This window comes from Adlercreutzia equolifaciens (assembly GCF_029076695.1).
Taxonomy (GTDB): domain Bacteria; phylum Actinomycetota; class Coriobacteriia; order Coriobacteriales; family Eggerthellaceae; genus Adlercreutzia; species Adlercreutzia equolifaciens_A.
In genome coordinates this window covers 1,482,468-1,498,973 of the sequence record NZ_JARFIK010000001.1, presented here as the reverse complement: position 1 = coordinate 1,498,973, position 16,506 = coordinate 1,482,468, and the positions used below count along the sequence as shown (strand labels likewise).

General features: G+C 62.1%; 16 protein-coding genes, 3 tRNA genes, 1 other RNA gene and 1 riboswitch. Of the genes, 2 read left to right on the top strand and 18 right to left on the bottom strand.

Going from position 1 to position 16,506, the window contains the following annotated elements; all coding sequences use genetic code 11:
* Nucleotides 1-435: 435 nt before the first annotated feature.
* Entirely contained in the window at nt 436-1,908 is a 1,473-nt protein-coding gene (locus PZH32_RS06120; RefSeq protein ID WP_275206883.1) for a CCA tRNA nucleotidyltransferase, read from the top strand.
* Between the two features lie 56 nt (nt 1,909-1,964).
* On the opposite strand, the gene PZH32_RS06115 is transcribed toward PZH32_RS06120, so the two are convergent.
* The 12 genes from PZH32_RS06115 to PZH32_RS06060 form a co-directional block, all read right to left on the bottom strand.
* Nucleotides 1,965-2,714: a sulfite exporter TauE/SafE family protein gene (locus PZH32_RS06115; protein ID WP_275206882.1), complete on the bottom strand. Its 750-nt coding sequence runs from the start codon at nt 2,712-2,714 to the stop codon at nt 1,965-1,967.
* 62 nt (nt 2,715-2,776) lie between these two features.
* Nucleotides 2,777-2,853: transfer RNA gene (locus PZH32_RS06110), tRNA-Glu, on the bottom strand.
* Between the two features lie 53 nt (nt 2,854-2,906).
* A tRNA-Glu gene (locus PZH32_RS06105) sits at nt 2,907-2,983 on the bottom strand.
* 19 nt (nt 2,984-3,002) lie between these two features.
* A tRNA-Gln gene (locus PZH32_RS06100) sits at nt 3,003-3,076 on the bottom strand.
* Nucleotides 3,077-3,251: 175 nt separating this feature from the next.
* Nucleotides 3,252-3,920 carry a TetR/AcrR family transcriptional regulator gene (locus PZH32_RS06095; protein WP_275206881.1) on the bottom strand — a complete coding sequence of 223 codons (669 nt, stop codon included), beginning with the start codon at nt 3,918-3,920 and terminating at the stop codon, nt 3,252-3,254.
* Nucleotides 3,921-4,094: 174 nt separating this feature from the next.
* A complete protein-coding gene (locus PZH32_RS06090) occupies nt 4,095-4,481 on the bottom strand; it encodes a cytochrome c3 family protein (protein WP_275206879.1) in 387 nt (128 codons plus the stop codon).
* Between the two features lie 3 nt (nt 4,482-4,484).
* A complete protein-coding gene (locus PZH32_RS06085; RefSeq protein WP_275206878.1) occupies nt 4,485-6,170 on the bottom strand; it encodes an FAD-dependent oxidoreductase in 1,686 nt (561 codons plus the stop codon).
* Nucleotides 6,171-6,359: 189 nt separating this feature from the next.
* On the bottom strand, nt 6,360-7,241 hold the full coding sequence (thiD, locus tag PZH32_RS06080; RefSeq protein WP_275206877.1) for a bifunctional hydroxymethylpyrimidine kinase/phosphomethylpyrimidine kinase: 882 nt from the start codon (nt 7,239-7,241) through the stop codon (nt 6,360-6,362).
* 153 nt (nt 7,242-7,394) lie between these two features.
* A complete protein-coding gene (locus PZH32_RS06075) occupies nt 7,395-7,991 on the bottom strand; it encodes a cysteine hydrolase family protein (protein ID WP_275206875.1) in 597 nt (198 codons plus the stop codon).
* Between the two features lie 95 nt (nt 7,992-8,086).
* Complete coding sequence (gene thiE, locus PZH32_RS06070; protein WP_275206874.1) at nt 8,087-8,737, bottom strand: thiamine phosphate synthase; 651 nt, start codon at nt 8,735-8,737, stop codon at nt 8,087-8,089.
* 4 nt (nt 8,738-8,741) lie between these two features.
* Nucleotides 8,742-10,097 carry a phosphomethylpyrimidine synthase ThiC gene (thiC, locus tag PZH32_RS06065; protein WP_275206873.1) on the bottom strand — a complete coding sequence of 452 codons (1,356 nt, stop codon included), beginning with the start codon at nt 10,095-10,097 and terminating at the stop codon, nt 8,742-8,744.
* A riboswitch (TPP riboswitch) is annotated at nt 10,087-10,211 on the bottom strand. Its footprint overlaps the gene before it by 11 nt.
* A gap of 15 nt (nt 10,212-10,226) precedes the next feature.
* Nucleotides 10,227-10,883, bottom strand: a complete 657-nt coding sequence (locus tag PZH32_RS06060) for a thiamine diphosphokinase (protein ID WP_275206872.1) — start codon at nt 10,881-10,883, stop codon at nt 10,227-10,229.
* Nucleotides 10,884-11,007: 124 nt separating this feature from the next.
* On the opposite strand from PZH32_RS06060, the gene rnpB reads away from it, so the two are divergent.
* Nucleotides 11,008-11,373, top strand: an RNA gene (gene rnpB / locus PZH32_RS06055) — RNase P RNA component class A.
* Nucleotides 11,374-11,632: 259 nt separating this feature from the next.
* On the opposite strand, the gene PZH32_RS06050 is transcribed toward rnpB, so the two are convergent.
* The 6 genes from PZH32_RS06050 to ftsZ all read right to left on the bottom strand — a co-directional run bounded on the left by PZH32_RS06050 (nt 11,633) and on the right by ftsZ (nt 16,442).
* Complete coding sequence (locus tag PZH32_RS06050) at nt 11,633-12,436, bottom strand: DivIVA domain-containing protein (protein WP_275206871.1); 804 nt, start codon at nt 12,434-12,436, stop codon at nt 11,633-11,635.
* 58 nt (nt 12,437-12,494) lie between these two features.
* Nucleotides 12,495-12,752 (bottom strand): YggT family protein, encoded by a 258-nt coding sequence (locus tag PZH32_RS06045; protein ID WP_275206869.1) that lies wholly within the window; start codon nt 12,750-12,752, stop codon nt 12,495-12,497.
* A 101-nt stretch (nt 12,753-12,853) separates the two neighbouring features.
* The gene (gene sepF, locus PZH32_RS06040) at nt 12,854-13,669 is read right to left on the bottom strand and encodes a cell division protein SepF (protein WP_275206868.1); all 816 of its coding nucleotides are present in this window, start codon (nt 13,667-13,669) and stop codon (nt 12,854-12,856) included.
* Nucleotides 13,670-13,785: 116 nt separating this feature from the next.
* The gene (locus PZH32_RS06035) at nt 13,786-14,478 is read right to left on the bottom strand and encodes a YggS family pyridoxal phosphate-dependent enzyme (RefSeq protein WP_275206866.1); all 693 of its coding nucleotides are present in this window, start codon (nt 14,476-14,478) and stop codon (nt 13,786-13,788) included.
* Between the two features lie 7 nt (nt 14,479-14,485).
* A complete protein-coding gene (locus tag PZH32_RS06030; RefSeq protein ID WP_275206865.1) occupies nt 14,486-15,307 on the bottom strand; it encodes a polyphenol oxidase family protein in 822 nt (273 codons plus the stop codon).
* Between the two features lie 13 nt (nt 15,308-15,320).
* Nucleotides 15,321-16,442 (bottom strand): cell division protein FtsZ, encoded by a 1,122-nt coding sequence (gene ftsZ, locus PZH32_RS06025; RefSeq protein WP_275206863.1) that lies wholly within the window; start codon nt 16,440-16,442, stop codon nt 15,321-15,323.
* Nucleotides 16,443-16,506 lie beyond the last annotated feature (64 nt).

Genomic DNA, 16,506 nt, shown 5'->3' with positions numbered 1-16,506 from the left:
GGGCCGATGCCCCTGACAGGGATAAGAAAAAGCTTAGTTTCTCATTTAGATGTCCGTCTGACATCCTCGAGATGATTCATCTCTCGAATTCCATCCTCAGTATCCGGTTGTCAAGGTTCGCGCGGGTCCTTCCCGCCCGCGCCGTCGTTTGCGGCGCGAGGAAGTACTTTACGGGATTTCGTCTTCCGTGTCAACCGATTCACAAAACCTCAACAATTTTGCTTTCTCGCTTGACAAGTCCCGTAGGCTCGCAAGGAGCGCTGTCTTCCGTCTTCCGAAAAAGACAGCTTGCATATATTACTGCTTCGAGAGATTTGCGCAAGGGGTTTTTTCAAATTTCTTAAAATTTTTTGCCGTACGGGGCGCCACCTGGCATTTCATTTTCAAGAAAGACCAGTATACTGGGGTGAAATCACCGATACAAAGGATGAAGCCATGTGCTCTGCTCGCACCAATCCCAACGCTCCCGCCCGTCCCTATCGCGCTTCCGCTGGCGAGGGCTACCCTTCTTCACCCTATACAGAAGAGGACTCCCCCATCCCCTCAGAGGCATCCTCTCTTTCTCTTTTGTTGCAGTTGCTTCCCCTTTCGGCACGTACCGCCCTATCAATTATCGAGGATGCGGGCGGCGAGGCATGGTGCGTGGGAGGCTACGTGCGCGACGCGTTGCTGGGCCGCCCCATCCACGATGTCGATCTTGCCACGAACCTTTCTTGGACAACCGTGGCCGACGCTTTTAAGCAAGCGGGATGGAAGACCGTGGAGACCGGCGTTAAGCACGGCACCATTACGGTCATCAACGAAGGCGAGCCTTTCGAGATCACTACCTATCGCTGCGATGGCACCTATAGCGATGGCCGTCATCCCGATACCGTGACCCCTGCCTCCACTATAGAAGAGGATCTCCGCCGACGGGATTTCACCATGAACGCTCTGGCCTACCATCCCGAGCGCGGTCTGATCGACCCCTTTGGCGGCCTGGAAGACTTGCAGCACGGCGTGCTGCGCTGCGTGGGCGACCCCATGACGCGCTTCTCAGAGGACGCTCTCCGCATTCTGCGCGCTTGCCGCTTCGCCTCCCAGCTGGGCGTAGCTATCGATCCTGCCACGTTCGAGGCCATGGTCGCCTCGAAGAACTTGCTGCGCAAGGTATCGGGCGAGCGTATTTATCGCGAACTGGAGCGCTTCGTCTGCGGCGATTACGTCCACGATGCCTTGATGACGTGCGTTGACGTGCTTGCCTTCGTCCTCCCTGAGCTGGTGGCCATGAAGGATTGCCCCCAAGTAACGAAGTACCATATATATGATGTGCTCGAGCACACAGCCTGGGTATGCCAGCACACACCCCCCGAGCCTCTTCAGCGCTGGTGCGCCCTCTTTCATGATATGGGCAAGCCCGCCGCTGCCTTCTTCGAGGGGGACGTGGAGCACTTCTATGGCCATGCCGCCGTGAGCGTATCACTGGCCGAGGGCATCATGCACCGTCTGCCCTTCCCGGCATGGCTGCGCCGCGACGTGCCCGTTATCGTGCGCGCCCACGACGACGTGGTGCCGGCTAATCCCCGGGCCGTTCGTCGCATGCTCGGGCGCCTGAGCGGACGCACCGATTTATTCGAAGCCCTCTGCGACATCAAGCGCGCCGACGCGCTCTCCCAGGCGCCCTTCTGCGCCCCGCGGGCCGACACCGCCGAAGAGCTGCGGGGGCTTCTCCATCAAATCCTGGAGGATCAGGCGGCTTTCTCGGTAAAGCAGTTGGCCATAAACGGCCGTGACATCATGGCCCTGGGCGTCGAACCGGGCCCCGCCGTGGGAGCCGTCCTGGAGTCCTGCCTTGACGCCGTCATTGACGAGCAAGTGCCCAATGAGCGGGAAGCCCTCATTGACTTTGCCCAAGGACAGCTTGCGTAGACGGGCAATGCAGGAATGCCAACGCCTCAACCATTCGCATTCCGCCAGAGATGCACCTACCCGAATAGATCGACCAGCAGGCGCACGGCAAACAGGGCGATGACCACCAGCATGAGGGGACGCAGGAGGGCGGCCCCTTTCTTGTCGAAAAGGCTGGTGCCAATCCAGTTGCCGGCAATGTTGAAAAGACCGGCCGCCAAGCCCAACCCGATGAGCACCTCGCCGTGGACGAGAAACACAACAAGGGCGGCCGTATTAGTGGCCAGATTGATGGCCTTCGTCGTGCCGGCCGCCTCGCGCATGCCCTGATGGGCAACGGCCGTCAACAGCAACATGAGAATAGTGCCTGTTCCGGGTCCGTAAAAGCCATCATAAACGCCCACGGCCAAGGCGAGGGCACCCGTGAGTGCAAGAGCGCGCCGCGGTGGCAACGGGCGCTCCGCGAACCGATTCAGATCACGGGTGCGGAAGACCATCCCCGCCACAAAGGGCAGCGAAACAAGCATGAACACCATAAGGGCAAAGCTGTCGGCCACCAGGGCTAACTGCGCCCCCGCCGCCGAGCCCACCAACCCGCAGGCGATACCAACCAGCACGAACCGCTTCACCATGTAGCCGAAGAGCACGTAGCGTACCGTGGCCACCGTCGTACCCATGGTGGAGGACAACTTGTTCGTAGCAATGGCCGTATGCGGGGGCAACCCGGCAAAGAAGTAAGCCGGAAGGGAGATCAGCCCTCCCCCACCGGCCACGGCATCGACCAAGCCGGCGATGAGCGCCAGGGGGCACACGATGAGAAACTCCAAGACCGCCCCTTCCGTTTGGCGGAGACACAAAAAGAGCTGCCCGCAGGCAGCTCGTAAGTTCTTGGTAGCTCCGACCGGATTCGAACCGGCGACCTCCGCCTTGAGAGGGCGGCGTCCTAAACCGCTAGACGACGGAGCCACGTATGCGCTTTTCAAAAAGTCGGGAGGCGGGTGCCTCCCGGCGAAAGTTCTTGGTAGCTCCGACCGGATTCGAACCGGCGACCTCCGCCTTGAGAGGGCGGCGTCCTAAACCGCTAGACGACGGAGCCACGTATGCTCTGCGAAAAATGGCTGGGGTGGAAGGAGTCGAACCCTCACATACGGCACCAGAAACCGCTGTCCTGCCATTAGACGACACCCCAACGACACTTCTTCGCCCGTGCCGCAAAAGCGGCAAGCGCAAGTGGATATATTACGGATAAGAGCACCCTGCGTCAAGACCCAATTTCAGGAATTCGCGAAATAGCGGGGAACGGCACCATGAAGGGCCGAGTAAGACCCGCAACAAGCATGCCGCCCCCAAGTCTTGGGCCGCCTTTATTCCGGCGTACGCCAGTCGCACGGGTCAGGGGCGGCAAGCGCGCGAATGCCGTTGATGATGATCTCCACTCCCGCCGAAAACGACTCGTCGTTGTAAGCCGTGGCCACAAGGCGCTTCCACCGCGGTTCGTCCCCGCGTGCCTCAGCGCTCTCCAAGGCCTCGGCACTCATTCCAGCGGCGCGCAAAGCGATAGCGTTGTCGGCAAAACCCGTAAGGTACGCGTCCACCATGGCCCACAACTGCGCGAAAAGGGGCTCGGGGATGCCCTGGGCCAAGTGCATGTTCACGATGCGCTCGGTATGACGTTCCAGGCCGCCTCCCCCTACCTCGGGCGTCACGCTAATGGAGGCAATTTCCGGGTGTGCCAGCTCCATCGTGATGAGCGAGTGCATCGTGCGACGCAGCGTATCGTCCCAGCGCTCGCCGGGAACAGGCGCCGTGTCCATGGTATCCATGAAGCGCGAGAGTACCTCGGCCAGCAAGACCTCCCGCGAACTGAAATAGCCGTACACTGCCATGGCCGACACTCCCAGCTCGCGACCGAGCGCCCGCATGGTGAACGCCTCGAGGCCATCGCGCTCGATAAGTTCGGTGGCAGCCACGACAATAGCGTCCGCCGAAAGCGACGGACGGCCGTTGCTCGCTTGGGAAGAACGTGGGGGCATCGAAGCGTCCTCTCATGATGGGAAATGCGACCATTATAGCGAACTCATAAGGCCCGATCACCGAACGACTTCGTCAAACCGACAAGCGCGACATCGCATCCAATAAGCAAACAAGTCCACTTTACTGCCTGCAAAAAAAGAAAAGCGCCCGAAGGCGCTTTTCCGTGGGAGGGACTAGGCCGTAGCACCCAAACCACTGGCAGGATTATGGGGCCAGTCATGGCAATGGGTACATTGGTTGTCTGTGATCTCCTTATCGCGAGCATGGCAGTTCACGCAAGAGTTGGGGCCGCCATGAATGGAGTCATGCGGGTTGGACAGCCCATAGTCGGCCGTTGTGGAAGCCAGCGCCTCGTAACTGCCGCCATGGCAGGAAAGGCACTGCTCGTCGGAGACGTACATGCCATCGGCCGAAGCCTCGACCTGATCGGTCGTCTCAGGATCTGCCGCGGTCGACTCTGCCTCTGGCTGCGGCGCGCAGGCGGCGAGCCCGACGCACAAGGCAACGCAGGCCACCGCCATTCCCAACACGCGGCGCGTGCGCCTATCAAGCATCTTCATGACCTACTCTCCTTTCAGCGCGTGCTCGGCAGCTACGAAACCGAACGTGATGGCGCGACCGATGGACGTTCCCGGAATATGGCGCGGGTAGTTGCCCGCGAAGAAGTTGCCCGAGGCGTTGCCCGTGGCGTACAGACCCTTGATGACCTGGTCGTCGACATCGAGCACCTGGGCATTGCCGTTGATGGTAAGGCCGCCCACCGTGGCCAGCACGCAGCTGTTGGTGGTCAGAGCGAAATAACGCTTGCCGGTAAACGGAATAGTGGTGGCCAAATCGCGGTTGAAGTCGAGGTCGACACCGTCGGCGAAGTACCCGTTGTAGGTTTCGATGGTGGAAGCCAAGGTGTCGGGATCCACGCCGATGGCACTGGCCAGTTCTTGGGGCGTGGCGCCCTCGAACAGCCACCCCTTCTCCTTGAACTCATCGACCGCGTCTTCCATGCCCTCGAACATGGTCTCGTCGAACACCTCCCAGCAGTTCACGCCATAGCCTGGCTGAGCGTTTTGAGCATTGGAGATGCTCTGGAAAGGCAAATCCTCGCGCACGAAGCGGTTGCCCTCCCCGTTCACCAGGATGGCGAAGTAGATGGCATTCCAGGTACGGGCATCGTAGAACGAGTCGGGGTTGCCCCAGCGGAAGTTCATGACCGGCTGCGGGCACGGGTCCATCTGCGCGCCCACCTGGATACCCATGAGGTGGCCGTCGCCCGTGGTGCCCCAGCCGGGATTCCACCAGCTGGACGTGGCGTAATCCTCGGGGCGCGTCCAGGCTTCCATAAGTTCGGGGTTGGCATCGTAGCCGCCCGTGGCCAGCACTACGCCCTTGGACGCGTTCAACTGCACAAAGCTGCCGTCGGGGTTCTTCGCGATGACACCAGTAACCGCGCCGTTGTCTTCGCGCACCAGCTGCACGCCCGGGGTGAGGAAGCGCAGATCAAGGTTATCGTACTGCTTGGCCACTTCCTGCATTTCCAGGCACACGTAGATACCGGAGTAGCCCGAGCGCACGCCCGCATCGGGCGGCAGACAGGGGCTGTCGTAAAAACCCAGCTCGGTGGGGATAAGATCGGTCATGCAGGGCATACCGCAGGTGGAAGGCGCCTCTTGCACCGGGGTGATGACAAAGCCGTTCGGGCCTTTGTCCAGCATGGCCTGCCAAAAATCGGCAGCTTCGCCAGAGCGGTCCACATAGGTGCGCGCCGGTTCAGGGCGCGTGCGCCAATAGGCTGAGCGATAGATCTCGTCGAGCAACAGCGTGCGCTTGCAGTCCAAACCCTCCTGGCAGGCGGCGTTCACGGCACCGAAGCACTCAAAACAGCCGCGCCCCTTGGACATCTTCTCGATGCACACCACATCGGCGCCCTCCTCGGCCGCCTTGAGCGCCGCCATGAGGCCACCGATGCCCGCACCCACAATCACCAGATCATGGTCTTCCGTAGCCGCTATCTGATCGGCGGCAATAGGCTCGGCCACAAACGCCGACTCTCCCTTGGGGCCGGGACAGGCCGCCTTCTTCACCGGCACCCAGGCCGTCTCGGCGGCCAACTGAGCAATAGCCGGGGCCGGAGCCTCAGCTCCTTGGGCCGCGACGGCCGGTGCTGCACCGACTACTGCCATGGCGCCAGCGGCAATACCGGCCACTCCAGCGCCGCGCAGAAAATCGCGGCGGCTGACATGAGCGTTCCCCATTGTTCCTCCTTCTCCGTCAACTTGCACGCGCCTTGACGCCCTTGAGAGCATCTTAGAAACAGCGCGACCGTTAAAGTCCACTTGACCAACAAGCGAACTTTACACTGTAAAGTAACAGCGCAAGAGGAATAGTACTCGTTTGGCTTTACATTGTAAAGTGATTAACTTAGATTTTGTTTTGGCAGCGGCCTAGCAAGGGACCGGACCATAGGCCCACATATGGTTGAGGGGACCGCTTCCTTTGCCCAAATTCAAGCCATCGGCCAGCGCCCCGGCAACGTAGGCCTTCGCCTGGCGAACAGCCACGTCCACCGCGAATCCCTGAGCGAGGCCGCAGGCAATGGCCGAGGATAGCGAACAACCCGTGCCGTGGGTATTGTCAGTATCAATGCGACCCCCATGGAGCCACACGCGTTCGCCATGGGCCATCAGTAGAAAATCGTCGGCCGCATCCGGCTCTCCGACACCATGGCCGCCTTTGATCATAATGGCGGGAATGCCCAGTTCGTCGGCCGTGGCAGCGGGGCGCGCCTCGGCAGCTTCAAAGCTTGGAGCGGTTTCCGCGGCCGCACGGCACCGCGCCGCAATAAGATCGGCGGCCCGCTCTACGTCCTCACGGCTCGCAATGGCCATACCGGCCAGCACTTCTGCTTCGGGAATATTCGGGGTTATCACCGTTGCCCGCGGAAAGAGCTGCTCCACCAGGGCATCTACCGCAGCATCGGCGATAAGCGCCGAGCCGGAAGTGGCCACCATGACCGGATCGACCACGATGTTTTGCGCCTTGTGGCGAACGAGGCCGTCGGCAATGGCCCGTACAATTGCCGGCGAGGAAACCATGCCGATCTTCACCGCATCGGGGCGAATGTCCTCGAACACCGCGTCGATCTGCTGCCCCACGAAGGCCGGATCCACGTCCAGGACGCCCTTAACCCCCAGGGTGTTCTGGGCCGTCAACGCCGTGATGACACTTTCAGCAAACAACTGGTGGGCGGCAATGGTCTTCATGTCTGCCTGGATGCCGGCACCGCCGCTGGAATCGGATCCCGCAATAGTGAGCACTGCCTTCATGGCGCTCCTTTCTCGCAACCGCGTTTTCCCTATCTTTTCATAGAACAGGGGCGGGGAACCATCCCCGCCCCTGGTTTGGCAATCAATCGTCACAGAATGCCAGAACTTGCCTGAGCCCAGTAGGCTTGCGCATGGCAGAATGTCTAATGGATCCTAGCCCTCGATGAGCTTGAGTGCCTCATCGGTGTCAATGACCTTGGCCGCATAGCAGGTCTTCATATAATCGAGCCCCTCTTCCTGGTTACCCACCAGGAAGGTGGCCGTGGCGTCGCCCACCACGATGATGTTGAAGTTGTTGAAGTAGGCGTCGGCCACTGTATGCTTTACGCAAATGTTCGTATCCATGCCGCAGCAAATCAGCGTATCGACGCCCAACTCGTTGAGCAGAAGCAGCAGGTCCGTTTGGAAGAAACCGCTGTAGCGACGCTTCTCTACTACGAAGTCGGTCGGCTGGGGGTTCAGCAGCGGCGAGGTTTGCGCCTCTGGCGTCCCCGCAATGCCGTGCTGGCCCCACAGGGCAAGCTCGCGGTCAACACCGGGAATATGGGCGTCATTCGTGAAAATGACGGGCATGTCCACCGCGCGAGCCGCTTCGCACAGCTTCGCCGTCTGCAGCATCGAGGGCAGCAGCACTGCCTCGAGCGGCGTCCCCGTCGGATCGCCCAGCTCGTCGATGACGAGGAGCGCGCATTTCGCACGATCGATAGTCGACAGGTCGATCAGATCATTGTTGTTCTCGTCGCCAAGCATGCAGGTTCCTTTCCTTGTCAGGCGGCCATCCGCCCCTCCCCGTTAGCGCATATTCACAGGGCTTTACGGCGCCCCGCGCGCGGTGCACTTCCAGCCTACACCGGCAATGTTTCATCTATGATACGGGAGAGCTCGCGGGTGGCGTTTTCGATATCGTCGGCGGCGAAGATAGCCGACACCACGGCGGCCCCAGCGACATCCAGGTCCGCCAAAACCGGCACGGTCTCTGCATCGATGCCCCCGATGGCCACGACAGGAATGCCCACCGCCGCGGCAATGGCGCGAAACTCTTCCGGCGTGAGCACGCCGGCCTCGGGCTTGGTGGCGGTGCCCCGCACGCCCCCGACCCCCAGATAATCGGCACCTGCGGCTTCGGCGGCCCTCGCCTGCTCAACCGTTTGGGTGGACACGCCGATGATGGCGTCGGGGCCCAGCAACGCCCTCGCCCGCTCGCAAGCCATATCTTCCTGGCCCACATGCACGCCGTCGGCACCGACAGCCAGAGCCGTTTCGACATCGTCGTTGACGACAAAGGGCACCCCCGCCGCACGGCAAAGTGCCAACAGCTCGGCGGCCTCAGAGCGCAGCGTGGCCTCATTGGCCTGCTTATCACGCAGCTGCACGAAGGTGGCTCCCCCCGCCAGGGCCGCGGCCACACACTCAGCCAACGTGCGTTCACCCAGCCAAGCATTGTCCGTAACCGCATACAGACGAAGGGCTTCCTTCAGGTTCTTCTTATCAAACATGGCCCTACTCCGCATCTAAATCGACCGTCAACCCGTCCATGATGTCGTTGACGGTCTTCATGGCGCACATCTTGCCGCACATGGTGCAGGTTCCCTCGGTGGAGGGCGGCGCACTTTCGAAGATGGCGCGGGCACGCTCCCCGTCAAGCGCCAGGTCGAACATCTCGTCCCAGGCCACGCGACGACGAGCATCGCTCATGCGGTTGTCGCGCTCACGGGCACCGGGCACGCCCTTGGCGATGTCGGCCGCGTGGGCGGCAATGCGCGTGGCCACCAGTCCTTCACGCACGTCGTTCGCATCGGGGAGGCGCAAATGCTCTGCCGGTGTTACGTAGCAGAGGAAGTCGGCGCCGGCCGTTGCGGCCACCGCCCCGCCAATGGCAGCAGTAATGTGATCGTAGCCGGGCGCAATATCGGTGACCAGGGGCCCCAGCACATAGAAGGGAGCCTGGTGGCACAGACGCTTCTGCAGCTTCATATTGGCGGCAATCTCGTCGAGGGCCATGTGTCCCGGCCCTTCTACCATGACCTGCACGCCCGCGTCCCAGGCGCGCTGCGTCAACTTTCCCAGCTCGATCAGCTCGGCGATTTGCGCCGCGTCCGTGGCATCGTAGCCCGAGCCGGGACGCATGGCGTCGCCCAGTGAAATAGTGACGTCGTACTCGTGCAAGATTGCCAGCACCTCATCGTAGTACTCGTAGAAGGGGTTCTCGCGACCCGTGGCCTCCATCCAGGCGAAGATGAGCGAGCCACCGCGGGAGACAATGTTGGTCAGGCGGCCGGTCTCCTTGAACGACTCGATGACCCGACGGTTCATACCCGCGTGGATGGTCACGAAGTCGACGCCGTCCTCCGCATGGGCGCGCACCACCTCAAGGAAGTCTTCGGGCGAGATGGCAATGAGGGCCTTCTCCAAATACCCAATGGCGTCGTACATGGGCACGGTGCCGATCATGGCCGGCGATTTCTCGATAAGTGCCTGACGGAAGGCGCGGGTCTTGCCGGAATTGGACAGGTCCATGATGGCGTCAGCGCCCAGATCCAGGGCCACGGCCACCTTCTCCCATTCCACGGCCTCGTCGGCCAGATCCCCTGAGATGCCCAGGTTGACATTCACCTTGGTGGCAAGCGGCACGCCGTCGAGCGTGGAGCCCACGGCGGCCGGGCGCAAGCTGGCATGGCGAATGTTGGCGGGAATGGCCACGCGCCCAGCGGCCACAGCGGCGCGAATAGCCTCGGGGTCGCGGCCCTCTTGAAGCGCCACCGCCTCCATCTGGGGGGTGATCCTTCCGGCTCGGGCGAAATCGATTTGCGTGACAGGCGCAGCTTGAGCGGCGCCCCGTGACTGTGCGACAGTCATACCTACTCCCTTCGTTGGCATTACCCATATCAGGTTCGGTGGGTCGGAGCGATACGGCGCTCCCTCTCAGCCTGCCCGGCCGTCCAGCGGCTGCAAGCTCCCCAGCTATGAAATTGTAACTGCCGCGAATTATAGCCCCTCGCCGCGTGCGACCGCACTCTCAAGCGGACAGAACACCGCCAGCGTGCCGCTTTCCACGGCAATGCGGGCAGGACGGCCCGTCAGCTCGTTCGAAAGGCCCCAACTGGTGCGGCTCGTCATAGTCACGGCGTCAAGCTCCCATTTCAGGCCTTCTTCGGTCACGCCACGGCTCTCGTCAGCGAGCGAGAACACCGAAACGATGCCGCCTGCGGCCCCATCAAGAGACAGCTCGCTAGGACCGACCAGAAACACCACGCAGGACTCTTCGCCCACGGCGCTCACCGCCAACCCGCGCTCCGCAAAGGAGGCGAGCAGCTGTAGGTTGGCCAGGGTGTGATCGAGACGTTGACCGAGAGCACCGTACACCATCACTGCCGAGGTGCCCTGCCGCACTGCCTCTTCGAGCGCCAGTTCCATATCGGACGCGTCCTTCTCGGGCGGAAAGGCCTGAACCTCCACACCCGAAGGCACAAACCCCAGCGAATCGAAATCGCCAAGAGCCAGATCGGGCACCACTCCGATGGTTTCCAAGGAAGCGAAGCCGCCGTCCACGGCAATGACAGCATCGAACGCGCCGCCCCGGTAACGAGCCTCAAAATGCGCGGCGTTGAAATCAGAGGCGCCCACAAGGGCAAAGGTGGTCACGAATTGCTCCCCTTCCCCGCGCGCCACCACAACGGAATGTGCTTTGCACCAGGAGCCGCGCAGGCCGTCGTACGGTGGCTGACTGTCGATCAGATCGATTCAAGTTCTGCTACAATACCACAGGCGAGTGGGCCAGGCGACCGCGTACTTCGGTGCGAGGAAAGTCCGGGCTCCCCAGGGCACGATGCCAGCTAACGGCTGGGCGAGGTGACTCGACGGATAGTGCCACAGAAAAGAAAACTCCCCTGCGCGAAACGTTCTGCCCGGCAGAACGCACGAAACAGGAGAAAAGCTGAAACGGTGCGGTAAGAGCGCACCAGCGCGTTGGCAACAACGCGGCTTGGTAAACCCCATCGGGAGCAAGCGCAAATAGGAATGCCATACGGTGGCCCGCCGTGCATTCGGGTTGCGTGCTAGAGGCGCCTGGCGACAGGCGCTCGAGATAAATGGTCGCCCCCGACAGAACCCGGCTTATCGGCCCACTTGCCCTCTTTGTTCCGTCGGCCCTAACGGGACCGACGGACTACGTCGACGCTGCGGGTCCGACAGGCACCTGGCCTTGCACCTCAGCGCTTTCCTTCGCGTACCAAAGTACGCTCAGCCGCGCTTCGGCACAATTCCAGGTGCCTGTCGGACCCTCGCTGACTTCCTTGGGCGCACCTGGGTGACAAAAACTTATTTAATTGATTTGAGTAAAAAAGGAGCCGCACGTGCGGCTCCTTTCAGTTCGTATCTCTTTTGGACCCGAGCTAGTCGATTTCTTCGAACTCGAAGTCGTCGGCGTCGCCGAAACCGGAGAGGTCCTTCTCGTAGGCCGAAGCCACGGGCGTTGCGGCAGCCACGGCGGTGCCCACGGCCTGCGGCGTGGCATAGGCCTGGGGAGCCACGTACTCGTCAATCTCGAAGTTGCCAGTGAGGCCGGCGGCCACGTCGTACTCGCCGTCGATGGTTGCCAAGGTCTTCGGGGCCTGGGCGCCGATGTCAGCCAGCTTGCGAGAGGCATCGGAGATGATGTCCTTCAGCAGGTCGGCGTACTCCTCGCGCGCGTCCTCGCGGTCGTCCTGCAGCTTGCGAATGGCATCCACCACGTCCTGACGGTCGGTATTGGCGCGATCGATGATGCGCTGGGCCTCGTCGCGGGCATCCTGGATGGTTTCCGTGGCATTAGCGTTGGCCTTGGCCAGGATCTCGTCGGCCGAGCGCTGGGCGATGATAAGGGCCTGCGCAATGGCGTTGTCGTCGGCACGCTTGTCGCGCAGCTGACGCTCCAGATCGCCGATGATGGCATCCTTCTGAGCCAGCTCGGCCTCAAACTGCGCCGTATCCACCGAAGCCACGGCGGTCTCGGTAATAGCAACCGTGGAAGAGGCGGGGGCGTCAAAGCCGCTGAAACGGTCCTGCTCAAGCTGAGCCTGCAGCTGGGCGATGGTGTCGTTCAGAACGTCGATCTCGTCGGCCACATGCTCGAGGAACACGTCGACTTCGTCGACGTCATAGCCCTTGCGGTCGATGGAGAAGCTCTGATTGTGGATGTCAGAAGCGGTGATAGCCATGGATGTTACCTTTGCCCTTCTTACGATTGCTGTCTTGTTCTGTATGTCGGTTACCTGATCAGAAAAGCATCACAAGCAAACGCACCCCGAATTGTAATACAAGCAAGGCAATGATGGGAGTTACGTCCACCATACCTCCAAGGGGCGGAATCAACTTTCTGAACAGATTGAGATAGGGATCGCACAACTTGCCCAAGGCGCGATAAATGTCGCCGATGATGCCACTTTGCGTGTTGGGCAGCCACGACATCATGACGTACACGAAAATAATCATGGAGTAGGCGTCAGCGAGCCGTACCAGGATAGCGGTGAGCATAGAACAAGCTCCTTCTTGCAAACGCGACGCGCCACGGTGCCGCAGCCGTCAGATCTTGTCGAGGGCAGTCGTCGTAGGCGCACCGCCCCCGACCTGGTGAACTAAATGACTCCTTGGCTGCGCAGATAGGAGCGCTCGGCGTCGGACAGCTCGTTGATGCGGGTAAGAGCGAACACCTTCGTTCCCACGCACTCCACGTTGGCGTCCAATGCGCTGGCCACACCGAAAGAGAAGTCGAGGATGCGTTTGGCCAGGGCATCCGGCGTTCCCGTCAGGCAGAGCACTACCGCCTCGCCCAACTTGAGCGAGGTGGAGACCGCCTCGGCATCGTTGTAGGCCAGCGGCTTGATAACCTTGACCGTGCGCGAGGGGGACAAGCGCGCGTAGGTGCTGGAGGCACTGCCAGACCGCCCCGCCGCAGCGCGGATATCCGCAGGCTCGGGCGCCGGCGTGGTGGGCTCGAACAGCGAGTTCAAGCCCTCGGAGCGCGCGGAATGGGCTACCGAGGCCGCCGCCGAGGCGGCTGCCGTGCCCTCGGGCGTCATCTGCGGAGGCAGCGAGGAATCGACCATGGTGCGAAACGAGCTGGAGCCCGACGTGCGGCGACTCGAAGACGAAGGCTCGCGATCGGACAGGCTGGGCACCTGGGTGCGGGCGCGCACATCCTCGATGGAAACCAGACGCGGCATGGTGGAACGGGCGCCCACCTCGCGGGTGGTTACCGAGTCGTAGGGATCGTAGCGCGAGCCGGCGGCTCCGCGACCGTAGCCGTCGTCATAGCCGTACTCGCCGTAATCGGCCTCGTCGTCGTACTCCTCGTAGTCATCGTAGTACTCTTCGAAGTCTTCCTCTTTGCGGCCAAAGCCCAGTTTCGACTTGAGATCGGCGAAGGCACGCTTGCCGTCGTTCAAATCCATGGGAGCCTCCTGCTTCGTTTCTTGGCGAAGGGTATTCGCCCGGTGGTCTAGTAAGGTCTCGAGGGTGGCACGGCGCCGCGAGCGCAGTGCCTCACGTCATCATACCAGGTTGCGCGCTACTCCTGAAAAGAATCGCTAAAGATCGCACGACCGATACGGACAATGGTGGCACCGCACTCGATGGCGCAGGGCCAGTCCTCGCTCATGCCCATGGAAAGCTCCGTGAAGGCTGCCGCCTGGTCATCGGGCAACTGCGAGCGAATATCAGCCGCCAGCCGCGCCAGGCCTTCGAAGGCACGGCGGGCTTCCTCGGGGCTGCCCTGAGGCGCCATGGTCATCAGGCCGCGCACGCGCACCTGGGGCAGCGCTTCGCAGAAGCGCACCAAGTCCAGCGCCTCGTCGGGCGCCACACCGCTCTTAGAGGCCTCCCCCGAGACGTTGACCTCGATAAGCACGTCCTGGACCTTGCCCAGCTCGGCGGCCGCCTTGTCGATCTTCTCGGCATGGCGGGCCTGGTACAGCGAGTGAATGAGCGATGCCGACCCCACAATGTCGTGAATGCGGCGCGATTGAATATTGCCGATAAAGTGCCAGCGCGCCTCGGGAAAGGCCGCGGCCTTCGGTACCAGCTGATCGGGGCGGTTCTCGCCGAAATCACGGGCCCCGGCGGCGAAGGCGGCAGCCACGCCGTCCTCCCCTACCGTCTTGGAGACCGCCACCAGGCAGACCTCCTGCGGGCTGCGACCGGCCGCCTGAGCCGTCTTCGCCACCTCGGCGGCCACGCGGAGATAGCGTTCTTCGATTCCCATACCTTGATCAGACTCCTTTGCAGGCCAGCGCGCCATGACGGCCGCAACGGCCCTCGGTGGCGCGATAGGAATAGTAGCGGTCCGAGGCGCAACGGGTGCAAATGCCCGCATCGATGATACGCCGTGCATCCACGCCGGCAGCTTGCACGTCGGCCTTCACCGCCTCGGCCAAACTGACTCGATTATCTTCGGAAACCACAGCGGCGCCGAATTCGTCGGCAAACTGTTGGGCCACGTCGGGTCCCACCTCGAAGCAACACTGGCGAATATGCGGACCCACGTAGACGTTCACCTCCGACGGATCCACCGCTTCTAGGGCGCACAGGCGCTCCACCGCCTTGCGGGCAATGTGTCCCACGGTGCCCCGCCAGCCACCATGGGCCAGGGCGTAGGACCCCGAGGGAGCCACGACAATGATGGGGGTGCAATCGGCGAAGCAGAGAAGCCCCAATATGCCTGGCGCCGTGATAACCAAGCCGTCGGCGCCGTCCTCGGCGCTACGAAGCGCCTCGACCAAAGCCGCCTCGTCGGCGGCGTGCACCTCCACAAGCTCCGTACCATGCACCTGGTTCGCGCCCAGCAGCGCCTTCGGACTCACACCAAAAGCCTCGGCCACGCGACGGCGATTCTCGGCCACGCAGACCGGATCATCGCCCACATGGCCGCCGAGGTTGAGGGAACGAAACGCCCCTTCGCTCACACCGCCCTTCTGGCCGGTAAAAGCAACGCGCACGCCCGAAGTACGGGCGAGCGCGTTGTCGGTAAGCACGGGTATCGTGCCCAGCATATCTTCCTCGAGCTGCGGATAAGGCAGACTGAGAACCTCCATGAAGGCGCGCCGCCTAGCGCTGGCGCTTCAGGAAGTCGGGAATGTAGTCCTCATCGGCAAAGCGATTGGAGGGCGCGGCGCTGGAGAAGGTGACCGGCGCCTGCTGCACCGGCTGAGGCGCCGGGGCCTCGGTGGAGGCGAACAGATCCTTGCGGGAGAAATCCATGGAGGACTGGGAGGCACCCACCTTGAAGCCCGTGGCAATAACGGTGATGCGCACGGCGTCCTTCAGCTCTTCGTCGATGATCTGGCCGTAGATGATGTTGGCGTTCTCGTCGGCGCAGGCCTCTACCGTGCGGGCCGCCTCGGACACCTCGGTGAGGGTGAGGTCGGGACCGCCGGCAATGGAGAACAGCACGCGGGAAGCACCGGCAATGGAAGACTCCAGCAAGCTGGAAGAGGTGGCCTGCTGAGCGGCGTCCAGAGCGCGGTTCTCGCCCGTGGCAATGCCGATGCCCATCATGGCCGTGCCGGCGTCCTTCATGACGGTGCGGATGTCGGCAAAGTCCAAGTTGATGAGGCCGGGAATGGTAATGAGGTCCGTCACGCCCTGGATGCCCTGGCGGAGCGTGTCGTCGCAGATGCGGAAGGCGTCGATCATGGACGTCTTCTTGTCGACAATCTCCAGCAAACGATCGTTCGGGATGACGATGAGCGTGTCAACCTTCTGAGACAGCAGATCAATGCCCTGGTCGGCCTGATTGCGGCGGAGGCGACCCTCGAAGGAGAAGGGCTTGGTAACCACGCCCACGGTAAGGGCGCCAATTTCCTCGCGAGCAATTTCAGCCACAATGGGGGCCGCGCCAGTACCAGTGCCGCCGCCCTCGCCGGCCGTGACGAAGACCATATCGGCCTCGGCCAGCGCCTCGCGGATTTCCGCACGGCTCTCCTCGGCGGCCTGGCAGCCCACCTGGGGGTTGGCGCCAGCGCCCAGACCACGGGTCAGCTCTTCGCCGATGTGGATGGTTTTGTCGGCGTCGGACATAAGAAGGGCCTGACGATCCGTGTTCACGGCGATGAACTCCACCCCGCGTACACCGGCCTCGACCATGCGGTTCACGGCATTGGTACCGCCACCGCCGACGCCGACGACCTTGATGACCGCCAAATGTTCAGAGCCTGGAATGTTCGGCATTTCTTCCTCCACACCTTCTGCGTTGTACTGCTGCGTTTTGTCAAATCTTGTGCGCCTGAAAAAG